General features: G+C 67.0%; 16 protein-coding genes. 12 read left to right on the forward strand and 4 right to left on the reverse strand.

All coding sequences use genetic code 11. The annotated features are described in order from the left end of the window. Positions 1-25: 25 nt before the first annotated feature. Entirely contained in the window at positions 26-736 is a 711-nt protein-coding gene (gene ispD / locus CFB82_RS10925) for a 2-C-methyl-D-erythritol 4-phosphate cytidylyltransferase (RefSeq protein ID WP_089484128.1), read from the reverse strand. A gap of 107 nt (positions 737-843) precedes the next feature. On the opposite strand from ispD, the gene mfd reads away from it, so the two are divergent. From mfd to CFB82_RS10945, 4 genes are all read left to right on the forward strand, one after another. Further along, on the forward strand, positions 844-4,314 hold the full coding sequence (gene mfd / locus CFB82_RS10930; RefSeq protein WP_089484129.1) for a transcription-repair coupling factor: 3,471 nt from the start codon (positions 844-846) through the stop codon (positions 4,312-4,314). A 105-nt stretch (positions 4,315-4,419) separates the two neighbouring features. Next, entirely contained in the window at positions 4,420-5,640 is a 1,221-nt protein-coding gene (gene argE / locus CFB82_RS10935; RefSeq protein ID WP_089484130.1) for an acetylornithine deacetylase, read from the forward strand. Between the two features lie 60 nt (positions 5,641-5,700). Further along, complete coding sequence (locus tag CFB82_RS10940; protein ID WP_046545939.1) at positions 5,701-6,720, forward strand: threonine/serine dehydratase; 1,020 nt, start codon at positions 5,701-5,703, stop codon at positions 6,718-6,720. A 145-nt stretch (positions 6,721-6,865) separates the two neighbouring features. Continuing rightward, a complete protein-coding gene (locus CFB82_RS10945; RefSeq protein WP_089484131.1) occupies positions 6,866-7,297 on the forward strand; it encodes a DUF3574 domain-containing protein in 432 nt (143 codons plus the stop codon). An 89-nt stretch (positions 7,298-7,386) separates the two neighbouring features. Here the strand turns inward: CFB82_RS10945 and CFB82_RS10950 are convergent, their stop codons facing one another. Continuing rightward, complete coding sequence (locus CFB82_RS10950) at positions 7,387-9,900, reverse strand: penicillin-binding protein 1A (protein ID WP_089484132.1); 2,514 nt, start codon at positions 9,898-9,900, stop codon at positions 7,387-7,389. Positions 9,901-10,343: 443 nt separating this feature from the next. Here CFB82_RS10950 and CFB82_RS10955 point away from each other — a divergent pair, with 443 nt between their 5' ends. The 4 genes from CFB82_RS10955 (at position 10,344) to CFB82_RS10970 (ending at position 13,720) form a co-directional block, all read left to right on the forward strand. Next, positions 10,344-11,024, forward strand: a complete 681-nt coding sequence (locus tag CFB82_RS10955; RefSeq protein ID WP_089484133.1) for a PspA/IM30 family protein — start codon at positions 10,344-10,346, stop codon at positions 11,022-11,024. 88 nt (positions 11,025-11,112) lie between these two features. Beyond that, on the forward strand, positions 11,113-12,276 hold the full coding sequence (locus CFB82_RS10960) for a tetratricopeptide repeat protein (RefSeq protein ID WP_089484134.1): 1,164 nt from the start codon (positions 11,113-11,115) through the stop codon (positions 12,274-12,276). Between the two features lie 232 nt (positions 12,277-12,508). After that, the gene (gene mscL, locus CFB82_RS10965) at positions 12,509-12,940 is read left to right on the forward strand and encodes a large conductance mechanosensitive channel protein MscL (protein ID WP_006487991.1); all 432 of its coding nucleotides are present in this window, start codon (positions 12,509-12,511) and stop codon (positions 12,938-12,940) included. A gap of 333 nt (positions 12,941-13,273) precedes the next feature. Then, the gene (locus CFB82_RS10970) at positions 13,274-13,720 is read left to right on the forward strand and encodes a hypothetical protein (RefSeq protein ID WP_027784713.1); all 447 of its coding nucleotides are present in this window, start codon (positions 13,274-13,276) and stop codon (positions 13,718-13,720) included. A gap of 66 nt (positions 13,721-13,786) precedes the next feature. On the opposite strand, the gene CFB82_RS10975 is transcribed toward CFB82_RS10970, so the two are convergent. Then, positions 13,787-14,680: an NAD(P)-dependent oxidoreductase gene (locus CFB82_RS10975; RefSeq protein WP_069248235.1), complete on the reverse strand. Its 894-nt coding sequence runs from the start codon at positions 14,678-14,680 to the stop codon at positions 13,787-13,789. Positions 14,681-14,815: 135 nt separating this feature from the next. Between CFB82_RS10975 and CFB82_RS10980 the strand changes: the two genes are divergently transcribed. Next, complete coding sequence (locus CFB82_RS10980) at positions 14,816-15,025, forward strand: dodecin (RefSeq protein ID WP_021160372.1); 210 nt, start codon at positions 14,816-14,818, stop codon at positions 15,023-15,025. A gap of 221 nt (positions 15,026-15,246) precedes the next feature. Next, positions 15,247-16,176, forward strand: a complete 930-nt coding sequence (locus CFB82_RS10985; RefSeq protein ID WP_006762467.1) for a LysR substrate-binding domain-containing protein — start codon at positions 15,247-15,249, stop codon at positions 16,174-16,176. Between the two features lie 102 nt (positions 16,177-16,278). On the opposite strand, the gene CFB82_RS10990 is transcribed toward CFB82_RS10985, so the two are convergent. After that, complete coding sequence (locus CFB82_RS10990) at positions 16,279-17,691, reverse strand: 8-oxoguanine deaminase (RefSeq protein WP_069248236.1); 1,413 nt, start codon at positions 17,689-17,691, stop codon at positions 16,279-16,281. 510 nt (positions 17,692-18,201) lie between these two features. Between CFB82_RS10990 and uraH the strand changes: the two genes are divergently transcribed. Both uraH and CFB82_RS11000 read left to right on the forward strand, forming a co-directional pair. Beyond that, positions 18,202-18,555, forward strand: coding sequence for a hydroxyisourate hydrolase (gene uraH / locus CFB82_RS10995; protein ID WP_011352401.1), 354 nt, complete (start codon positions 18,202-18,204; stop codon positions 18,553-18,555). Positions 18,556-18,607: 52 nt separating this feature from the next. Beyond that, positions 18,608-19,801, forward strand: coding sequence for a urate hydroxylase PuuD (locus tag CFB82_RS11000; RefSeq protein WP_039342830.1), 1,194 nt, complete (start codon positions 18,608-18,610; stop codon positions 19,799-19,801). The last annotated feature ends 90 nt before the right edge of the window (positions 19,802-19,891 follow it).

Here is a 19,891-nt window from a genome sequence, read left to right on the forward strand (position 1 = left end):
TATTCCGATTGTGAGGGGGTGAAAGTCAGGAAGCGTTCGTGGAACGCGCGAGGATCGCTTCCGCGAGCGCGAAATCTTCCGGGTACGTGACCTTGAAATTGCGCAGGCTGCCCTGCACGACGCGCGGCGTATGGCCGGCCCATTCGATCGCGCTCGCTTCGTCGGTCAGGTCGTGCCCTTCGCGCTGCGCCTGCAGGATCGCCTCGCGCAGCATGCCGATGCGGAACATCTGCGGCGTCTGCGCCTGCCACAGCGCGTCGCGCGACTCGGTGCGCGCGATCGCGTCGCCGCCGGCCGGCACGCGCTTGAGCGTATCGGCCACCGGCAGCGCGACGATGCCGCCGACCGGATCGTCCTTCAGCGTCGCGACGAGCGTGCGAATCAGCTCCGGCGTGATGCCCGGACGCGCGGCGTCGTGCACCAGCACCCAGTCGTGGTCGGTCGCGCCGAACTCGGCCAGTTCGAGCAGCCCGTTCAGCACCGACGCCTGGCGCGAGCCGCCGCCGCAGCGGCGCACCGCGAAGCGCAGGCCCGCGAAGCGGCGCGCGTCGAAGTGGGAATCGTCGGGCGCGAGGACGACGAGCGTCTGCGCGAATTCGCTGCACGCGTCGAACGCGGCAAGCGTGTAGTGCAGCAGCGCGCGGCCGGCCAGCGTGCGGTATTGCTTCGGCACGGCCGAGCCGGAACGGCTGCCGGTGCCGGCACAGGGAATCAGGGCGAAAAGTCGGGGAGTCACGAAAGGAAACGCCGGAAAGATGAAATCGAGAAGCGGATTTTATAATAGGTCTTTCGTCTCGACCGGCGCACCGCGATGCGCCCGTGCACGCCACCCCTGTCGTCCCTATGCCAGATAACGCTTCCACCCCGTCCGCCTCGCCCGTTGCCCGCGTCAAGCCCGGCCAGCGCTTCGCCTTCGACGGCGCGCACGGCTCCGCCGACGCGCTCGCCATCGCCCGTTATCTCGCCGACAACCGCCAGGACGTGCCGCTCCTCGCGGTGATCTGCGCGAACGCGGTCGACGCGCAGCGGCTCTCGCAGGAAATCCGCTACTTCTCGCCCGACGCGCGCGTGCGCCTGCTGCCGGACTGGGAAACGCTGCCGTACGACACGTTCTCGCCGCACCAGGATCTCGTGTCCGAGCGTCTCGCGACGCTGCACGACCTCGGCGAGGGCCGCTGCGACATCCTGCTCGTGCCCGCGACCACCGCGCTGTACCGGATGCCGCCCGCGTCGTTCATGGCCGCGTACACGTTCGCCTTCGCGCAGGGCGAGCGGCTCGACGAGGCGAAGCTGAAGGCGCAGCTCACGCTGGCCGGCTACGAGCACGTGAGCCAGGTCGTGCGGCCCGGCGAATACTGCGTGCGCGGCTCGCTGATCGACCTGTACCCGATGGGCTCGCCGCTGCCGTACCGGATCGACCTGTTCGACGACCAGGTCGACTCGATCCGCGCGTTCGACCCGGACACGCAGCGCAGCCTCTACCCGGTGCGCGACGTACGCCTCCTGCCCGGCCGCGAGTTCCCGTTCGACGAAGCCGCACGCACGGCCTTCCGCAGCCGCTGGCGCGAAACCTTCGAAGGCGACCCGAGCCGTGCGCCGATCTACAAGGACATCGGCAACGGCGTGCCGTCGGCCGGCATCGAGTACTACCTGCCGCTGTTCTTCGACGAAACCGCCACGCTGTTCCACTACCTGCCGCAGGACGCGCACCTCGTGTTCACCGGTGATCTCGAAGCGTCGATCCGGCGCTTCACGGCCGATACGAAGCAGCGCCATGCGTTCCTCGCGCACGATCGCGAGCGGCCGATCCTCGAACCGCAGCGCCTGTTCCTGTCCGACGAGGATTTCTTCGCGTTCGCGAAGCCGTTCGCGCGCGTCGTGCTGCCCGCGCAGCCGGCCGGCGGCTGGGCGACGGCGCTGCCCGAGCTCACCGTCGATCGCCATGCGGACGATCCGCTCGCATCGCTGCGCACGTTCGTCGAATCGTCGGGCAAGCGCGTGCTGCTGACGGTCGAATCGGCCGGCCGCCGCGAGACGATCCTGCAGCTGCTCGCCGAACACCATCTGCGCCCCGCGTCGAACGACCACTTCGCCGGCTGGCTCGAGAGCGACGCACGCTTCGCGCTCGGCGTCGCGCCGCTCTCGAACGGCTTCGCGGTGCCGGGAGAAGGCTACGCGATCGTCACCGAAACCGAGCTGTACGGCGCGCTCGGCCGCCGCGCGGGCCGCCGCCGGCAGGAACAGGCCAGCAACGTCGACGCGATGGTGCGCGACCTGTCGGAGCTGAAGGTGGGCGACCCGGTCGTCCACGCGCAGCACGGCATCGGCCGCTACATGGGCCTCGTGTCGATGGATCTCGGCGAAGGCGAGACCGAATTCCTGCATCTCGAATACTCGGGCGACAGCAAGCTCTACGTGCCCGTCGCGCAATTGCACGTGATCTCGCGCTACAGCGGCGCCGATCCCGACAGCGCGCCGCTGCACGCGCTCGGCTCCGGCCAGTGGGAGCGCGCGAAGCGCAAGGCCGCGCAGCAGATCCGCGATACGGCCGCCGAACTGCTGAACCTGTACGCGCGCCGCGCGGCCCGCGAAGGCCATGCGTTCTCGCTCGATCCGCGCGACTACGTGAAGTTCGCGGAAAGCTTCGGCTTCGAGGAAACGCCCGACCAGGCGGCCGCCATCGCGGCCGTGATCGGCGACATGACGAGCGGCAAGCCGATGGACCGCCTCGTGTGCGGCGACGTCGGCTTCGGCAAGACCGAGGTCGCGCTGCGTGCCGCGTTCATCGCGGTGCTGGGCGGCAAGCAGGTCGCGCTGCTGTCGCCGACCACGCTGCTCGCCGAGCAGCACACGCAGACCTTCGCCGATCGCTTCGCGGACTGGCCGGTGCGCATCGTCGAGCTGTCGCGTTTCAAGACCACGAAGGAAGTGAACGCGGCGATCGCGCAGATCAACGAAGGCAGCGTCGACATCGTGATCGGCACGCACAAGCTGCTGTCGTCGGACGTGCAGTTCAAGCGCCTCGGTCTCGTGATCATCGACGAGGAACACCGCTTCGGCGTGCGCCAGAAGGAAGCGCTGAAGGCGCTGCGCGCGGAAGTCGACGTGCTGACGCTCACCGCGACGCCGATCCCGCGTACGCTCGGGATGGCGCTCGAAGGGCTGCGCGATTTCTCGGTCATTGCCACCGCGCCGCAGAAGCGGCTCGCGATCAAGACCTTCGTGCGCCGCGAGGAGGAAAGCGTGATCCGCGAGGCGATGCTGCGCGAACTGAAGCGCGGCGGCCAGGTGTACTTCCTGCACAACGAGGTCGAGACGATCGAGAACCGCAAGGCGATGCTCGAGGCGCTCGTGCCCGAAGCCCGCATCGTGATCGCGCACGGCCAGATGCACGAACGCGAACTCGAACGGGTGATGCGTGATTTCGTCGCGCAGCGCGCGAACGTGCTGCTGTGCACGACCATCATCGAGACCGGCATCGACGTGCCGAGCGCGAACACGATCATCATGCACCGCGCGGACAAGTTCGGCCTCGCGCAGCTTCACCAGCTGCGTGGCCGCGTCGGCCGCTCGCACCACCAGGCGTATGCGTACCTGCTGGTCCACGATCCGCAGGCGCTGACCAAGCAGGCGCAGCGCCGGCTGGAAGCGATCCAGCAGATGGAGGAACTCGGCTCGGGCTTCTATCTCGCGATGCACGACCTCGAGATCCGCGGCACCGGCGAAGTGCTCGGCGACAAGCAGTCCGGCGAAATCCACGAGATCGGCTTCCAGCTCTATACGGACATGCTGAACGACGCGGTGAAGGCGCTGAAGAACGGCAAGGAGCCCGACCTCACCGCCCCGCTCGCCGCGACGACGGAAATCAACCTGCATGCGCCGGCGATCCTGCCGGCCGACTACTGCGCGGACGTGCAGGAGCGGCTGTCGCTGTACAAGCGTCTCGCGAACTGCGAGCACGGCGACGCGATCGACGGCATCCAGGAAGAACTGATCGACCGCTTCGGCAAGCTGCCGCCGCAGGCGCACGCCTTGGTCGAGACGCACCGGCTGCGGATCGCCGCGAAGCCGCTCGGCATCGTGAAGATCGATGCGAGCGAGGTCGCGATCGGGCTGCAGTTCGAGCCGAGTCCGCCGATCGATCCGATGCGGATCATCGAGATGGTGCAGAAGCACCGGCACATCAAGCTCGCGGGCCAGGACAAGCTGCGCATCGAGACGCGCTCGCCCGATCTCGCGATCCGCGTGTCGACGATCAAGGAAACGCTGCGCGCGCTCGGCCCGAAACAGGGGGTGGCCGTCGCGGCCCGCTGACGCAATCCTGACGGGCGCGACGTTGCTGCACCGCATCGCGCCCGACGAAGGCGGGCCGACGCGTTTTTGAGTATGATTTTCCCATTCATCAGACGGAGTTTTGCCATGTCCACTCTCGACGCGACAGCGCCTTCCGCCGCAACTCCAGGCGAAGCGTCGCTCGTCAGCCTGCCCTGGATCAAGCAACTCGTGTCGATGGACACCACGAGCCGCGTGCCGAACCTCGGCCTGATCGAAACGGTGCGCGACGCGCTCGCCGCGAAAGGCATCGCATCGACGATCACGCACGATCCGCGTGAAGGCTGGGCGAACCTGTTCGCCACCGTGCCCGCGCACGACGGCTCGACGAACGGCGGCATCGTGCTGTCGGGGCATACCGACGTCGTGCCGGTCGATGGCCAGCAATGGGACAGCAACCCGTTCGCGCCGGAAATCCGCGACGGCCGCCTGTACGGCCGCGGCACCTGCGACATGAAGGGCTTCATCGGCGCGGCCCTCGCGCTGCTGCCCGAGATGCAGGCGACGAAGCTCGCGAAGCCGATCCATTTCGCGCTGTCCTATGACGAGGAAATCGGCTGCGCCGGCGCGCCGCTGATGATTGCGGATCTGGTCAAACGCGGCGTGCAGCCGTCCGGCTGCATCGTCGGCGAGCCGACCAGCATGCGGCCGATCATCGCGCACAAGGGCATCAACGCATACCGCTGCTGCGTGCGCGGCCACGCCGCGCATTCGTCGCTGACGCCGAAGGGGCTGAACGCGATCGAGTATGCGGCGCGCCTCATCTGCCACATCCGCGACATCGCCGAGCGCTTTCGCGCCGAAGGCCCGTTCGACGAACTGTACGACGTGCCGTTCACGACCGCGCAGACGAGCACGATCCAGGGCGGCAATGCGATCAACACGGTGCCGGCCGAGTGCCGCTTCGACTTCGAGTTCCGCAACCTGCCGACGCTCGATCCCGAGCAGATCTTCACCCGCATCGAAGCGTATGCGCAGGAAACGCTGCTGCCGCAGATGCTGCGCGAGCATCCGAATGCCGCGATCGAGTTCTCGAAGATCGCCGCGGCGCCCGGCCTCGACGCGACCGAACAAGCCGCGATCACGCAGCTCGTGCGCGCGCTGACGGCCGACCAGGACAAGCGCAAGGTCGCGTACGGTACCGAAGCCGGTTTGTTCGAACGAGCGGGCATCCCGAGCGTCGTGTGCGGGCCCGGCAACATCGAGCAGGCGCACAAGCCGAACGAATATGTCGAGCTCGCGCAACTCGCCGGCTGCGAGCAGTTCCTGCGCAAGTTCATCCGCAGCATGTCGGTCGACGCACACTGACTGCCTCCCGCCACGCCGGCCCGCGTGTGCGGGCCGGCCCACTCCGCCACCCGCCACGTCATGTCGACTGAACAACAGGGCACCGCCCATACGACGATCGACGGCGAGCCGATCCCGACGCTCGACGAAATCGCCGCGCAGCATTTCGCGCTGTCGCCGTGGGTCGCGCGCACGCCCGTGTTCGAACGCGCCGACCTGCCGTCCCTCGAGGGCACGCACGTCAACTTCAAGTTCGAGCTGCTGCAGGTCAGCGGCAGCTTCAAGGCGCGCGGCGCATTCACGCACCTGCTCGCGCTCGACGAGGCGCGCAAGAACGCCGGCGTCACCTGCGTGTCGGCCGGCAATCACGCGGCGGCCGTCGCGTACGCGGCGATGCGGCTCGGCAGCAGCGCCAAGGTCGTGATGTTCCATACCGCAAGTCCGTCACGCATCGCGCAGTGCAAGCAGTACCGCGCGGAAGTCGTGCTGGCCGGCAGCGCATCGCAGGCATTCGATCTGGTCCGGCGGATCGAGGCCGAGGAAGGCCGCTTCTTCATCCATCCGTTCAACGGCTACCACACGATCCTCGGCACCGCGACACTCGGCTACGAATGGGCGACCCAGACGCCCGACCTCGACGCGGTGATCGTGCCGATCGGCGGCGGCGGGCTCGCGGCCGGCATGGCGACCGCGCTGCGGCTCGCGAACCCGCGCGTGCACGTGTACGGCGTCGAGCCGGAAGGCGCCGACGCGATGAGCCGAAGCTTCGCGGCGAATCACACGATCAAGATGAGCGCGATGCAGACGATCGCCGATTCGCTGATGGCGCCGCATACCGAGGAATACAGCTACCAGCTGTGCCGGCGCCACGTCGACCGCATCGTCACCGTGTCCGACGACGCGCTGCGTGCCGCGATGCTGTTCCTGTTCTCGCAACTGAAACTGTCGGTCGAACCGGCATGCGCGGCCGCGCTGGCCGCCCTGCTCGGTCCGCTGCGCGAAACGCTGCAGGGCAAGCGGGTCGGCGTGCTGCTGTCGGGCACCAATACCGACCCCGCCACGCTCGGCATGCATCTCGCGCACGCGAAACTGCAGCACTGACCCCACATCGGACACGCGCGGACGAACCTAGGGTTATCCCCAGATAATGTTGACAGCCCTGTTGATAACCCGCCGGACAAGCACGCAAGTGGTTGAGCGCGCAGCGTTTTGCGCGCGCGGAGGTCGATCGTCACGAAATGGGCAGATGCGGTCGCTGGGCGCATGCGTCATGGCGATCGCCCTGCTCGCCGGTTGCGCGGCACCGCCCTCGCCCGTCGTCGGCGCGCCGTCGGCCTGCACGCAGCCGGGCGAAAACTCCATGCTGCAGGCCGACCTGCTGTTCGGGCGCGACATCACGGGGCGCGGCCCCGTCACCGATGCGGAGCGTGCGGCATTCCTCGCCGACACGGTCACACCACGGTTCCCCGACGGCCTCACCTACTGGGACACGCACGGCCAGTGGCGTGACCGGGCAAGCGGCGGAATCACGCGCGAAGACAGCTTCGTGATCCGTATCATCGCCGACGATACGCCCGACACGCGTACGCGGCTCGCCGCGATCCGGCAAGCGTACATGCAGCGCTTCCACCAGCAATCGGTCGGCATGACGGTCGTGCCGGCCTGCGCATCGTTCTGATTCCCCCTTCTCCTTCTGCCGGCAATCCGCGCAAAAAAAAAACGGGCGCCCGAAGGCGCCCGTCGCATGCCGGAACCGCGGCTTGCCGCTTACTTGTTCTCGAACATGTCCATGATCTGCTGCTTCTCCTGCGGCGTGACGGGCGGCGGCGCAAGCCCCGCCGCGCCGGCCGAGCCGAGTGCGTCGTTCGCGCTGATCGCGTTCTCGGCCGGGTTGATGTCGACGTTCGCGACGAAGCCGTTGCCCGGCGTGCGATCGGCGTAGAACAGCTCGCCGTCGATCGAGGTCAGGCCGTCCGGCATCGGCATCTGCTGCTCCGGCACGCCGTTCAGCGCGGTGCGCATGTAGTTCACCCAGATCGGCAATGCGAGCTGCGCGCCGAACTCACGACTGCCGAGGCTCTTCGGCTGGTCGAAGCCCATCCACGCGACCGCGACGAGCGATTGCTGGTAGCCGGCGAACCAGCCGTCCTTCGCATCGTTCGTCGTACCCGTCTTGCCCTGCAGGTCGCTGCGGCCCAGTGCGTTGGTGCCGGCGCCCGTGCCGGCCGTCGCGACCGAATGCAGCAGGCTGTTCATCACGTACGCGTTGCGGCCTTCGATCGTGCGCGGCGCCGTGCTGCCCGCGAGCACCGGCTGCGACTTCTGCAGCGGCTGGCCGCGTGCGTCGTCGACTTCGGCGATCAGGTACGGATCGACCTTGTAGCCGCCGTTCGCGAACACCGCATAGCCGGTCGCGAGCTGCAGCGGCGTCACGAGGCCCGCGCCGAGCGCCATCGGCAGGTAAGGCGGCGTCTTCGCGGGATCGAAGCCGAAGCGCTGCGTCACGTACTCCTGCGCATACTGCGTGCCGATCGACGCGAGGATCCGGATCGACACGAGGTTCTTCGAACGCTGCAGGCCGGTGCGCATCGTCATCGGGCCGTCCGGCTGGTCGTCGTCCTTCGGCTCCCAGGCAGTGCCGCCCGGCACGCTCGGCGGGAAGTACAGCGGCGCGTCGTTGATCATCGTCGCCGGCCCGAGCCCCTTGTCGAGCGACGCCGAGTAGATGAACGGCTTGAACGACGAGCCCGGCTGCCGCCATGCCTGCGTCACGTGGTTGAACTTGCTCTTGTTGAAGTCGAAGCCGCCGACGAGCGAACGGATCGCGCCGTCCTGCGGCGCGATCGCGACGAGCGCGCCTTCGACCTGCGGCAGCTGCACGACCTGCCAGCCCGTCTTGCCGTCCTTCAGCACGCGCACGACCGAACCCGGCTTGATGCGCAGCGTGTCGTTCGCGCGGGGGCTGAGCGCGCCCGCCACGAAGCGCAGCCCGGCCGGGCCGATCGTCGTGGTCGCGCCGCCGACGAACTGCACCTCGACCGCATTCGGCGATGCCGACAGCACGACCGCCGACTGCAGGTCGCCGTTGTCCGGGTGATCGGCGAGCGCGTCGTCGATCGCCTCGTCGCGGTCGTCGCCGGCCGCGGGCAGCTTGATCGACGCTTCCGGCCCGCGATAGCCGTGGCGGCGCTCGTAGTCGAGAATGCCGCGACGCACGGCCTGGTACGCGGCTTCCTGGTCGGACGAGTTGATCGTCGTCGTGACGGTCAGCCCGCGCGTATAGGTTTCGTCCTTGTACTGCTGGTACATCATCTGCCGCACCATCTCGGCGACGTACTCGCCGTGCACCGCGTACTGGTTGCCCGGCGTGCGCACGTGGATCTCTTCCTTCACGGCCGCGTCGTACTGCGGCTGCGTGATGTAGCCGACCTCGAGCATGCGCTTCAGGATGTATTCCTGGCGCACCTTCGCGCGCTTCGGATTGACGACCGGGTTATACGCGGACGGCGCCTTCGGCAGCCCGGCGAGCATCGCCGCTTCCGCGAGCGTGATGTCCTTCAGGTCCTTGCCGAAATACACGCGCGCGGCGGCCGCGAAGCCGTACGAGCGCTGGCCGAGATAGATCTGGTTCATGTACAGCTCGAGAATCTGGTCCTTCGTCAGGGCCTTCTCGATCTTGTACGCGAGCAGCATTTCGTAAATCTTGCGCGTGTAGGTCTTCTCGCTCGACAGGAAGAAGTTGCGCGCGACCTGCATCGTGATCGTGCTCGCGCCCTGGCGCGCGCCGCCGTGCATCAGGTCGGCGACACCCGCGCGCAGGATGCCGACGAAGTCGACGCCGCCGTGTTCGTAGAAGCGGTAGTCCTCGATCGCGAGCACCGCCTTCTTCATCACGTCCGGAATGTCCTGGAAGCGCACGAGGCTGCGGCGCTCCTCGCCGAACTCGCCGATCAGCACATGATCGGCCGTGAACACGCGCAGCGGCACCTTCGGCTGGTAGTTGGTCAGCGCATCGAGCGACGGCAGTTGCGGCGCCATCACGACCAGCGCGTAGCCGACGATCAGCGCGCCGACGATCGCCAACGTCGCGATGAGGCCGGCGAACCACAGCATGACGCGCGAGCCGAATGAGCGACCGCGCCCTCCGCCGCTGCGCTGGGTGCGGCGGTCGTCGTCGCGATCGTCGTCATCGGGGTAATAGGCTCCGGACGGCGAACGGCGCAGCGTGTAGTGGGGTTCGTTCCTGTCGGAAGAAGAAGGCGGTCGTTTGATAATTGGCATGTCGGAATGGCGGGCGGTCGTGGCGCCCTCGGACGCATGCGGAAATGCAGGCGAATGGATCAGAGCGGATACAGCGTGATGCGGCTGTCACGTCGACAGACCCCGCCGCGCGGCGATCCGTTCCCGCGACGTGACAGCGCATTTTAATGAAATCGACCGGGTGCCTTCGCGATTTTTTGTAAAAATTCCCGCAATGCCGTGATTTGAGGAACGTATTGTCGGCATCCTCTGCCTATCATGGACACGCAATATCGCGCGCACGGCCGATTTTCTTTCAATCACGAAAGGTTCGGCATCCTGATGCGCAAGCCGCTTGAACTCGCGCGTTTAAGCCGTATTTAAGTGAACCGGTGGTGTAATATCCGCCGGCTCATGCGGGTCGGAACCGGCTCGCAACGGGCACTGCCGCTCTCACGCGGCGCCTTTCAACCACGGAGGATTTCATGTCGCTTTTCGACTCTGTTTCGCGCACGATCAAAGGCCTGCTGAACGATGCGGCCGATTCGGTACAGGATCCGTCGCGCGACGCACGGCAGATCGTGCGGGAGCTCGACGACAGCATCGGCCGTGCCGAGAATTCGCTGATCGAGATCGAGGCACAGGTCGCGACCCAGCGCAGCAAGCGCGATGCGGCCGACGACAAGGTGAAGAAGTATGAGGACGGCGCGAAGCGCGCGCTGCAGGCCGGCAATGAAGCACTCGCACGCGAGGCGCTCGGCGCGCAGTCGAACGCGGAAGCCGAGCGTGACGCGCTCGCAGCCGAATTGACGACGCTCGAGCCGTCGGTCGAGAAGCTGAAGAGGCAGATCGCCGACATGCGTCAGCGCCGCAACGACCTGAATGCACGCTCGAACATCCTGCAGGCCAAGCAGGAAATCGCGCAGGCGAAGGACGTCGCGGCAAGTGCCTTGGGCGGCATCGGCGGCAAGAACCTGTCCGAGGACTTCCAGAAGCTCGAGGACAAGGTCGCGCTGCAGAACGCACGCTCGGACGCGCGCCTGAATTCGGCCGACACGTCGAGCGGCAAGGCGCTCGACGACAAGCTCGCCGCGCTGAACAAGGGCCCGTCGGTCGAGGATCGCCTCGCCGCGCTGAAGAAGCAGCTCGATACGCCCGCGCAGTAACGGCCACTGCGGGCCACCGCGCCGCCGCCCGCCCCGGGCGCGGCGCGAACCGATCGTCAGGAGACGGGCGCCTGCGCCCGGTTCGACCATGAAGAAATCTCTCGCCGCACTCGGCCTCTCGCTGATGGTGCTGTCGTCCGCCGCGTTTGCGGTCCCGTCGCTGCAGCAGGTCGAGCAATCGATCGCGCAACGCAACTGGCAGCAAGCCGACACGCAGCTGTCGCAAGTCATCGACGCCCATCCGAACAATGCGCATGCGCGTTACCTGTACGCACAGGTGCTGGACCGCGAAGGCCGCGCGTCCGACGCACTCGAGCAACTGCAGCGCGCGAAGTCGCTCGATCCGCAACTCAAGTTCACCGACGCTTCGCGCTTCGCGCAGACGGAGTCGCGCATCCGCGCCGACGCCGCGCGCGTGAGCGGCAACGTGCCGTCGGCCACGCAGGCAGGGACGCTTCAGCCGGGGCTCGCGCCCGCCGTCGCGCCGGCCGAAAAACACGGTCCGTCGACCGGCATGTGGATCGGCCTCGGACTGATCGTCGCGGTGATCGCGCTGGTGCTGCGCTGGACGCTGCGGCGCGCACGCACGGCCGACGACAGCCGCGCCGACGACGAACGCCGCACGCAGCTCAAGCGCGCCACCGACGTGCTGAACGACATCCGCCCGCTGAAACTCGACGCGAAGCTGTCGACGGCGCCCGGCGCCGCAGCGCTCACGGGCGAGCTCGAAGCGATCGAGACCGATGCGCGCACGCTCGTCGAATCGCTGTCGAACGGCAAGAATCCGGTGCCGCCGTATCGCGTCGATGAACTCGAACAGCGTCATGCCAGCGTGAAGGCACGCGTCGAAGGCCGTCCCGACCCGGCCGCGCAGCCCGCGGCCCCGGCGAACGGCAGCGGCTCCGTGTATGCGCAGGAAGCCGATCGCATGACGGGCGCGCAAGGCCAGCCGTATCCGCCGCAGCCCTACCCGCAGCAGCAACCGCCGGTAGTGATCCAGCAAGGCGGCGGTGGTTTCGGCGGTGGCATGGGTGGATTGCTGACCGGCGTATTGCTCGGCGAGGCGATGTCCGGCGGCCGCGAGCGCGTGGTCGAACGCGACGTGATCGTCGACGGCGAGCGCCGCCGGCAGGAAAACGACCCGGGTGTCGACCTCGGCCGTGGCGACAGTTCGAACTGGAGCGACGGCAACGGCGGCGGCGGCATGGATCTCGGCAGCAACGACGACGGCTGGACCGACGACAACACCTGAAGTTGCGCAGCGCGTCGACGCCCCCGCGACGCGCTGCAACGCACGCCACGCTCCCCTGCATGGCCGGCCGCGCCGACGCGCGGATTTGTCAATCATTTCAAGATGGACTACCGGCAATGGGGAGCGTTCGCTATCATGCGGCCATCGGCGTGCCACCGACCCTCATTCGACGCTCTGCATCCCTGCGCGTCGCGGCACGCCTCCCCTCGCCCCAAACAGGAGAAAGCCGCTCATGAGCATCATCAAGGAATTCAAGGAGTTCGCCGTCAAGGGCAACGTCATGGATCTCGCCGTCGGCGTGATCATCGGCGGCGCGTTCTCGAAAATCGTCGACTCGGTCGTGAAAGACCTCATCATGCCGGTCATCGGCGTGCTGACCGGCGGCCTGGATTTCTCGAACAAGTTCGTTCTGCTCGGCACTATCCCCCCGACGTTCAAGGGTAATCCCGATTCGTTCAAGGACCTGCAGGCCGCGGGTGTCGCCGCGTTCGGCTACGGCTCGTTCATCACGGTGGCAATCAATTTCGTCATCCTCGCGTTCATCATTTTCCTGATGGTGAAATTCATCAACAAGCTGCGCAAGCCGGAAGAAGCCGCACCGGCCGCGACGCCGGAAGACACGGTGCTGCTGCGCGAGATCCGCGATTCGCTGAAGCAGCGCTGATCGCCAAGCGCCCCGCCAGCCAGGCCCGCCCCGAGCGGGCCTTTTTATTGCGCGCGCGATGCGCCGCCGCATGCGGCCTATCTCACTTTTTTGTGACGGGCGAATGCACGCGCGGGGAAAGCAGGTCTATGATGGAGACTAAACGACAGTACGGGCGCCAAGACGCTGGCTGTGTCGATCATGGCGAGCAGGTCGACGGGAGACATTGATCGTCGTACTGCACGAAGGCAGCATTTTCGTGTGCTATAAAGGATCGACATGCGGCGTACATAGCCGGGAGTGGGTCGCATGAAAGTGCCGCATTTCTTGCAATTGTTTTTGAGGCGAGTGTTTATGTCCTTCCCGAAAAAACGTCGGCGTGCCCAGCAGGATGGCCAGGAGTCATTCCTCGCGGTATTGCGCCACTCGAAACCGTTTGCCCAGCTCGACACCAAGATTGCCCGCGCCCGTGCGCAGGACGAACCCGTCCTGTACGCACATGTGCTGCCCGGTCTCGACGTGCTCCTGTGCAGCGTACGCGGCGCCCAGCCGCCTTATCCCGCCATCGCCGAGTTGCGCAAGCGCTGCATCGAATCGATCGCCAACGCGCTCGAGCAGCCGCTGGACGGCCTCGAGAACGGCGGGTACTGGTATGAAGCAAACGGCTTCGGCTTCCTCGTGTTCGCCAGCCGTGCGCGTGCGCGCATCCTGCCCGAGTTTGGTGCAGGCACGAAAGCGAGCCTGCGCGGCGGGCTCGGTCGCCAGAACGCCGGCGACACGACACCACGCTCCCTCGGCTGATCACCCTGCCATCCGATGGGCCGCCTCCGGGCGGCCCATCTGCCATTCACGCGCCCCGCTTGCCCGTCACGACACCTGCTGACGCCCGTTGCCGGGTCGCACGATGTCGATGAACGCGGCGAAATCGGCACCGGCGAGCCCTTGCGCGGCGCCGAGCCGCAACACCTGCTGCACGGTGGCCGATACAGGCATCACTGCACCCGTGTCGCGCGCCGCGTCGGCGATCGCATCGACGTCCTTCTGGAACGTGCTGAGCGCGCCGATCGGCGCATGACCGCCCGACGTCATGCGCGGCACGAACGTCTGCAGCAGCACCGAATCAGCCCAGCCGCCGGCCAGCGCTTCGGCCAGCCGAGCGGCATCGATGCCGCTCGCCTGCGCCAGACCGACGGCCTCGGCGATCGCGGTCACCGTCGCGGTGACGATCGCCTGGTTGCACAGCTTCGCCGTCTGCCCCGCGCCCGCGTCGCCCATATGCGTGATCCGCGACGCGTAGGTATCGATCAGCGGCCGCACCGCGTCGAGATCGGCCGCGCGGCCGCCGGCCATCACCGCGAGCGTGCCGGCCTGCGCGCCGGGCACGCCGCCCGACACCGGCGCATCGACCCAGCCGACGCCGAGCGCCGCGGCACGCGCCGCGTAATCACGCGTGGCGGCGGGCGGAATGCTCGAATGATCGACGATGCGCTGCAGACGACGCGCAGGCGCATCGCCGGAGAGCAGCCCGTGCTCGCCGAACACGACGTCGCCCACCGCGCGGCCGTCGAGCACGCACACGAATACCGTCTCGACGCGTTCCGCCAGTTCGCGCGGCGTGGCGACCACCTGCGCGCCGTCCTTCACGAGCGCCTCGGCCTTGTCGCGCGAGCGATTCCACACGCTGACCCGATGCCCTGCCGCCAGCAAATGCCGAATCATCGGCGCGCCCATCAATCCCGGTCCGCAAAATCCGACTTCCACGATGCTCCTCGTCTCCGATATGGGTTGAACTTGCCGCCCATCATACCTATCACTCAAGAAGCCGGGCACGCGCGGCGCCGCTTCGGGACCACGGCTTGCGCCGGCCATCCATACCGACATCCCAGGGAGCGCATCATGAGCGACCACGTGTACAAGATGATCGAGCTGACCGGTTCGTCGCAGCAATCGAGCGACGACGCCATCCGCAATGCGATCTCGAAAGCCGGCAAGACGCTGCACAACCTGCACTGGTTCCAGGTGACCGAAACGCGCGGTCACATCGAAGGCGACCAGGTCGTGCACTGGCAGGTCACGCTGAAGGTCGGCATGCGCATCGACGACTGACGCGCCCCCTGCATCACACGCCGCGCCGCCATTCGGATCCGTGCAACGCGCTTCCGCGCGGCGCCGCGCGCACCGCAATTCGCCCCGTTCAGGCCCCTTGTCGCGGCCCGGCCGGCGGGTACCTGCGGGTATCCATCTCTTGACGCTGATTTTCGTTCATATTAAAAACGATATACCCACCCCACCCCTCGATCAGCCCAGCCATATAAACCGGAGATAACATGAGTCAGCAACGCGAGGCGATCGACACGTACCTCTTGCGCGTCTTGCACACCTTGTTGATGGAGCGCAGCGTCACGCGCGCGGCCGTCAAACTGAACCAGTCGCAACCGGCGATCAGCGCCGCGCTGCGGCGCCTGCGCGACATCACCGGCGATCCGCTGCTGGTGCGCGGCAAATCCGGCATGGTGCCGACCGAATACGGGCTGCGCCTGCTCGAACCGGTGCAGAACGCACTGCGTGAAATCGAACGCATCAAGTTCCAGCAGCACAATTTCGACCCGGCCACGTCGATCCGCTGCTACCGGATCGGCTGCCCCGACTACCTGAACGTGCTGTTCGTGCCGACCGTCGTCGAACGCTTCCGCCAGGCCGCGCCGAACGCGACGCTCGAGTTCCATTCGCTCGGCCCCGCGTTCGACTACGAACTCGCGCTGGAAGACGGCAAGCTCGACATCGTCGTCGGCAACTGGCCCGAGCCGCCCGAGCAGCTGCACCTGTCGAACCTGTTCGTCGACGAAATCGTCTGCCTGATGAGCAATACGCACCCGTTCGCGAAGCGCGGCGGGCTCACGCTCGACCAGTACCTGAACGCCCCGCATCTCGCGCCGACGCCGTACTCGGTCGGCCAGCGCGGCGCGATCGACGTGCATCTCGCGCGCGAACGGCTCAAGCGCCACGTGGTCGTCACGCTGCCGTACTTCAACCTCGCACCGTACGTGCTCGTGAAGTCCGACCTGATCTTCACGACGACGCGACTGTTCGCCGATCACTACGCGAAGTTCCTGCCGCTGTCGGTCGTGCCGGCGCCGCTCGACTTTCCGCCGATGCAGTACTACCAGCTGTGGCACGAGCGCTGCCATTACTCCGACGAAGTGCGCTGGCTGCGCAGCCTCGTCGCCGAAGCCACCCGCACGCTGATCGAGGCGTAGCGGCCTAAGCCGCCCGCGCCGTCGTGGCGCGCGACACCTCGCGGCACGACGACCGCCGGCGGCACGCCCTGCAAGGCGGCCGCCTGAGGATTTCAGCGTGGGTTAGCGCGATGCCGCGACGAGCGCATGTGCAAGCGCGTTGTGACGCTCGATGACAGGCGGCAGATCGAGCGTCGCCAACCGCCCTTCCCGTACCACCACCTTCCCGTTCACCACCGTGTACGCCGTCTGCGACGGCGCGCAGAACACGAGCGCCGCGACCGGATCGTGCAGCGCGCCCGCGAACAGCGGCTGGCGCAGGTCGAATGCGGCGAAGTCCGCGGCCATGCCGGGCTTCAGCGCACCGATGTCGTCGCGGTTCAGCACCTTCGCGCCGCCGAGCGTCGCGATCTCGAGCGCTTCGCGCGCGGTCATCGCATCGGGGCCGAAACCGACCCGCTGCAACAGCAGCGCCTGCCGCACTTCCGCGACCATCTGCGCGCCGTCGTTCGATGCCGAGCCGTCGACACCGAGGCCGACCGGCACGCCCGCGAGCCGCATCTTCTTCACTGGCGCGATGCCGGACGCGAGCCGCATGTTCGAGCACGGACAGTGCGCGACGCCGGTGCCGGTGCGCGCGAAGAGGCTGATACCCGCATCGTCGAGCTGCACGCAGTGTGCGTGCCACACGTCGTGGCCGACCCAGCCCAGGTCTTCCGCATATTCGGCCGGCGTCATCCCGAACTTCTCGCGGCTGTACGCGATGTCGTTGACGTTCTCCGCGAGGTGCGTGTGCAGCGACACGCCGTATTCGCGCGCAAGCACGGCCGCATCGCGCATCAGGTCGCGGCTCACCGAGAACGGCGAGCACGGCGCGACGACCACGCGCAGCATCGCGTAGCGGCCTTCGTCGTGATAGGTCTCGATCAGGCGCTGCGTGTCGCGCAGGATGTCGGGCTCGCGCTCGACGACCGAATCGGGCGGCAGCCCGCCGTCGCGCTGGCCGACGCTCATCGCCCCGCGGCTCGCGTGAAATCGCATGCCGATCCGCTGCGCGGCGCCGATGCTGTCGTCGAGGCGGCTGCCGTTCGGGTAGATGTACAGATGATCGCTCGACGTCGTGCAGCCCGACTGCAGCAGCTCGGCCATCGCGGTGAGCGTCGACACTTCGATCATCTCGGGCGTCAGGTGCGCCCAGATCCTGTACAGGTTCGTGAGCCAGCCGAACAGCTCGGCGTTCTGCGCCGCAGGCACCGCGCGCGTCAGGCTCTGGTACATGTGGTGGTGCGTGTTCACGAGCCCCGGGATCACGAGGTGGCCGCGCAGGTCGAGCACTTCGTCGGCCGTCTCGGGCAGCTCCGCGGTCGGGCCGACCGCGACGATCCGGTTGTCTTCGATGTAGAGCCCCGCATCGCGCAGCTCGCGACGCGTGTCGTCCATGGTCACGAGCACGTCGGCGTGCTTGACCAGCAGGGTTGTCGGGCGGGATGAGGAGGTGTTCGGCGCGCGTGCGCCAGCGTGCTGCTCGAGATTCATGCGTTCTCCGCGTCGGTCTGCTTCCAGGGGCTGATCCTGGAAGTCGTCACACAGCCGTTCGAACGCTGAATCGCGGCACGCGCCGGTGCCTGCGTCCGTTCGAACGCCCTGGCCCGGTTACCCGGCGTGCTCGCCGTCTTCGGGGTACGCGCGGGCCTCAGGCCGACGCGCACGGCGGGAGGATCGCCCAAGCGCGCGCCGCACACAATGCGCGATCCGGAATACCGCGTTTCACGGTTTCGATATGGTACGCCGCGCAACACCCCGCCGGCGGCCCGAAATGCCCGCCGGAAGCCGTATCCGGCGTGCCGTCGACAGCCGCTCATGCGCGGCGCATTATCTTTGATATCGCGCCCGTATTTGCGCCGGGAACCTTTTTACAATGCCTGCACGGCGCTCGCTTCAATCTCGCCGACGGGTATGTAGCCACGTGACGTGGAGCCTCGATCCGCCGCATAGTCAATGGATCGAGTCGCCGCCGAACCTCGCATTCACACAAGGACACAACGAATGGGAAAGCTCACTACCCACGTACTCGATACGGCGCACGGCCGTCCCGGCGCTGCAATCAAGGTGGACCTCTACGCGCTGGACGGCGAATCGCGCCGCGCGATCAAGACCGTGCTGACCAATAGCGACGGCCGCTGCGACGAACCCCTGCTCGAAGGCGCCGCGCTCGCCGCCGGCGAATACGAACTCGTGTTCCATGCCGGCGACTACTTCGCGTCGCTCGGCGTGAAGGTGCCCGAACCCCGTTTCGTCGATCGCGTCGTACTCCGCTTCGGCATCGCCGACACCGGCTCGCACTATCACGTGCCGCTGCTCGTGTCGCCGTGGTCGTACAGCACCTATCGCGGCAGCTGACATTCGAATCAGCGCCCGCATCAAACAAACGATTTGAGTCTGGAGGAGTTTCATGGAAGGCTTCATCACCGACTGGCTGAACCTCGCGCTGCGATGGCTGCACGTCATCGTCGCCATTGCGTGGATCGGCGAGTCGTTCTATTTCGTCGCGCTCGACAACAGCCTGAAACCGCCGACCGACCCGAACCAGCGCAAGCGCGGTGTGTTCGGCGAGCTGTGGCACGTCCACGGCGGCGGCTTCTACAACATGCAGAAGTATACGGTCGCCCCGCCGGAAATGCCGGATGACCTGCACTGGTCGAAGTGGCCGTCGTACACGACCTGGCTGTCGGGCTTCTCGCTGTTCTTCGTGCTGTACCTGCTCGCACCGAACACGTACCTGATCGACAAGAGCGTGCTCGACATGGGCCCGGTGGTCGCCGTCGCGTCCGCACTCGGCTTCCTCGCGGCCGGCTGGATCGTCTACGACTCGCTGTGCCGCATCCTCGGCACCAACGACCGCGTGCTCGGCATCTGCGTCGGCATCTACGTGGTCGCCGCCGCGTACCTCGCGTGCCACATCTTCGCGGGTCGTGCCGCCTACCTGATCGTCGGCGCGATGCTCGCAACGATCATGTCGGCGAACGTGTTCTTCGTGATCATCCCCGGCCAGCGCAAGATGGTCGACAAGATGCTCAAGGGCGAAGAGCCGAACCCGATCTACGGCAAGCGCGGCAAGCAGCGCTCGGTGCACAACACGTACTTCACGCTGCCGGTCGTGTTCGCGATGCTGTCGAACCACTATGCGATGACGTACACGAACAAGTTCAACTGGGTCGTGCTCGTGCTGATCATGCTGGCCGGCGCGCTGATTCGCCAGTTCTTCGTGATGCGCCACCGTGGCAAGCAGCTGTGGTACCTGCCGATCGGCGGCGTCGCGCTGCTGGCAGGCGCACTGGTCTGGACGACGCCGAAGCCGGTCGCGCCAGAAGCGCAGGCCGCGAACGCGCCGAAGGTCGTGATCAACGACATCATGCCGATCCTGCAGCAGCGCTGCGTCGAGTGCCACTCGGCGAAGCCGACGCTGATGGGCAGCGCGCCCGCAGGCGTGATGTTCGACACGCCGGACGAAGTGTCGAAGAACGCGCAGCGCATCTACGAACAGGCCGTGCGCCTGAAGGCGATGCCGATCGGCAACGTCACGCACATGACCGACGACGAGCGCACGAAGCTCGCCGCCTGGTTCGAGGGTGGCGCGAACAAGTAAGCCGCCGTGCGCCGGGTGTGCTTTTCCGGCGCAATCCTCTCTGTTCGCGGGCCCGTTACGGGTCCGTTTTTTTTGCGTGTTGCAGATGCG

Source organism: Burkholderia sp. HI2714, assembly GCF_002223085.1.
GTDB lineage: Bacteria > Pseudomonadota > Gammaproteobacteria > Burkholderiales > Burkholderiaceae > Burkholderia > Burkholderia lata_D.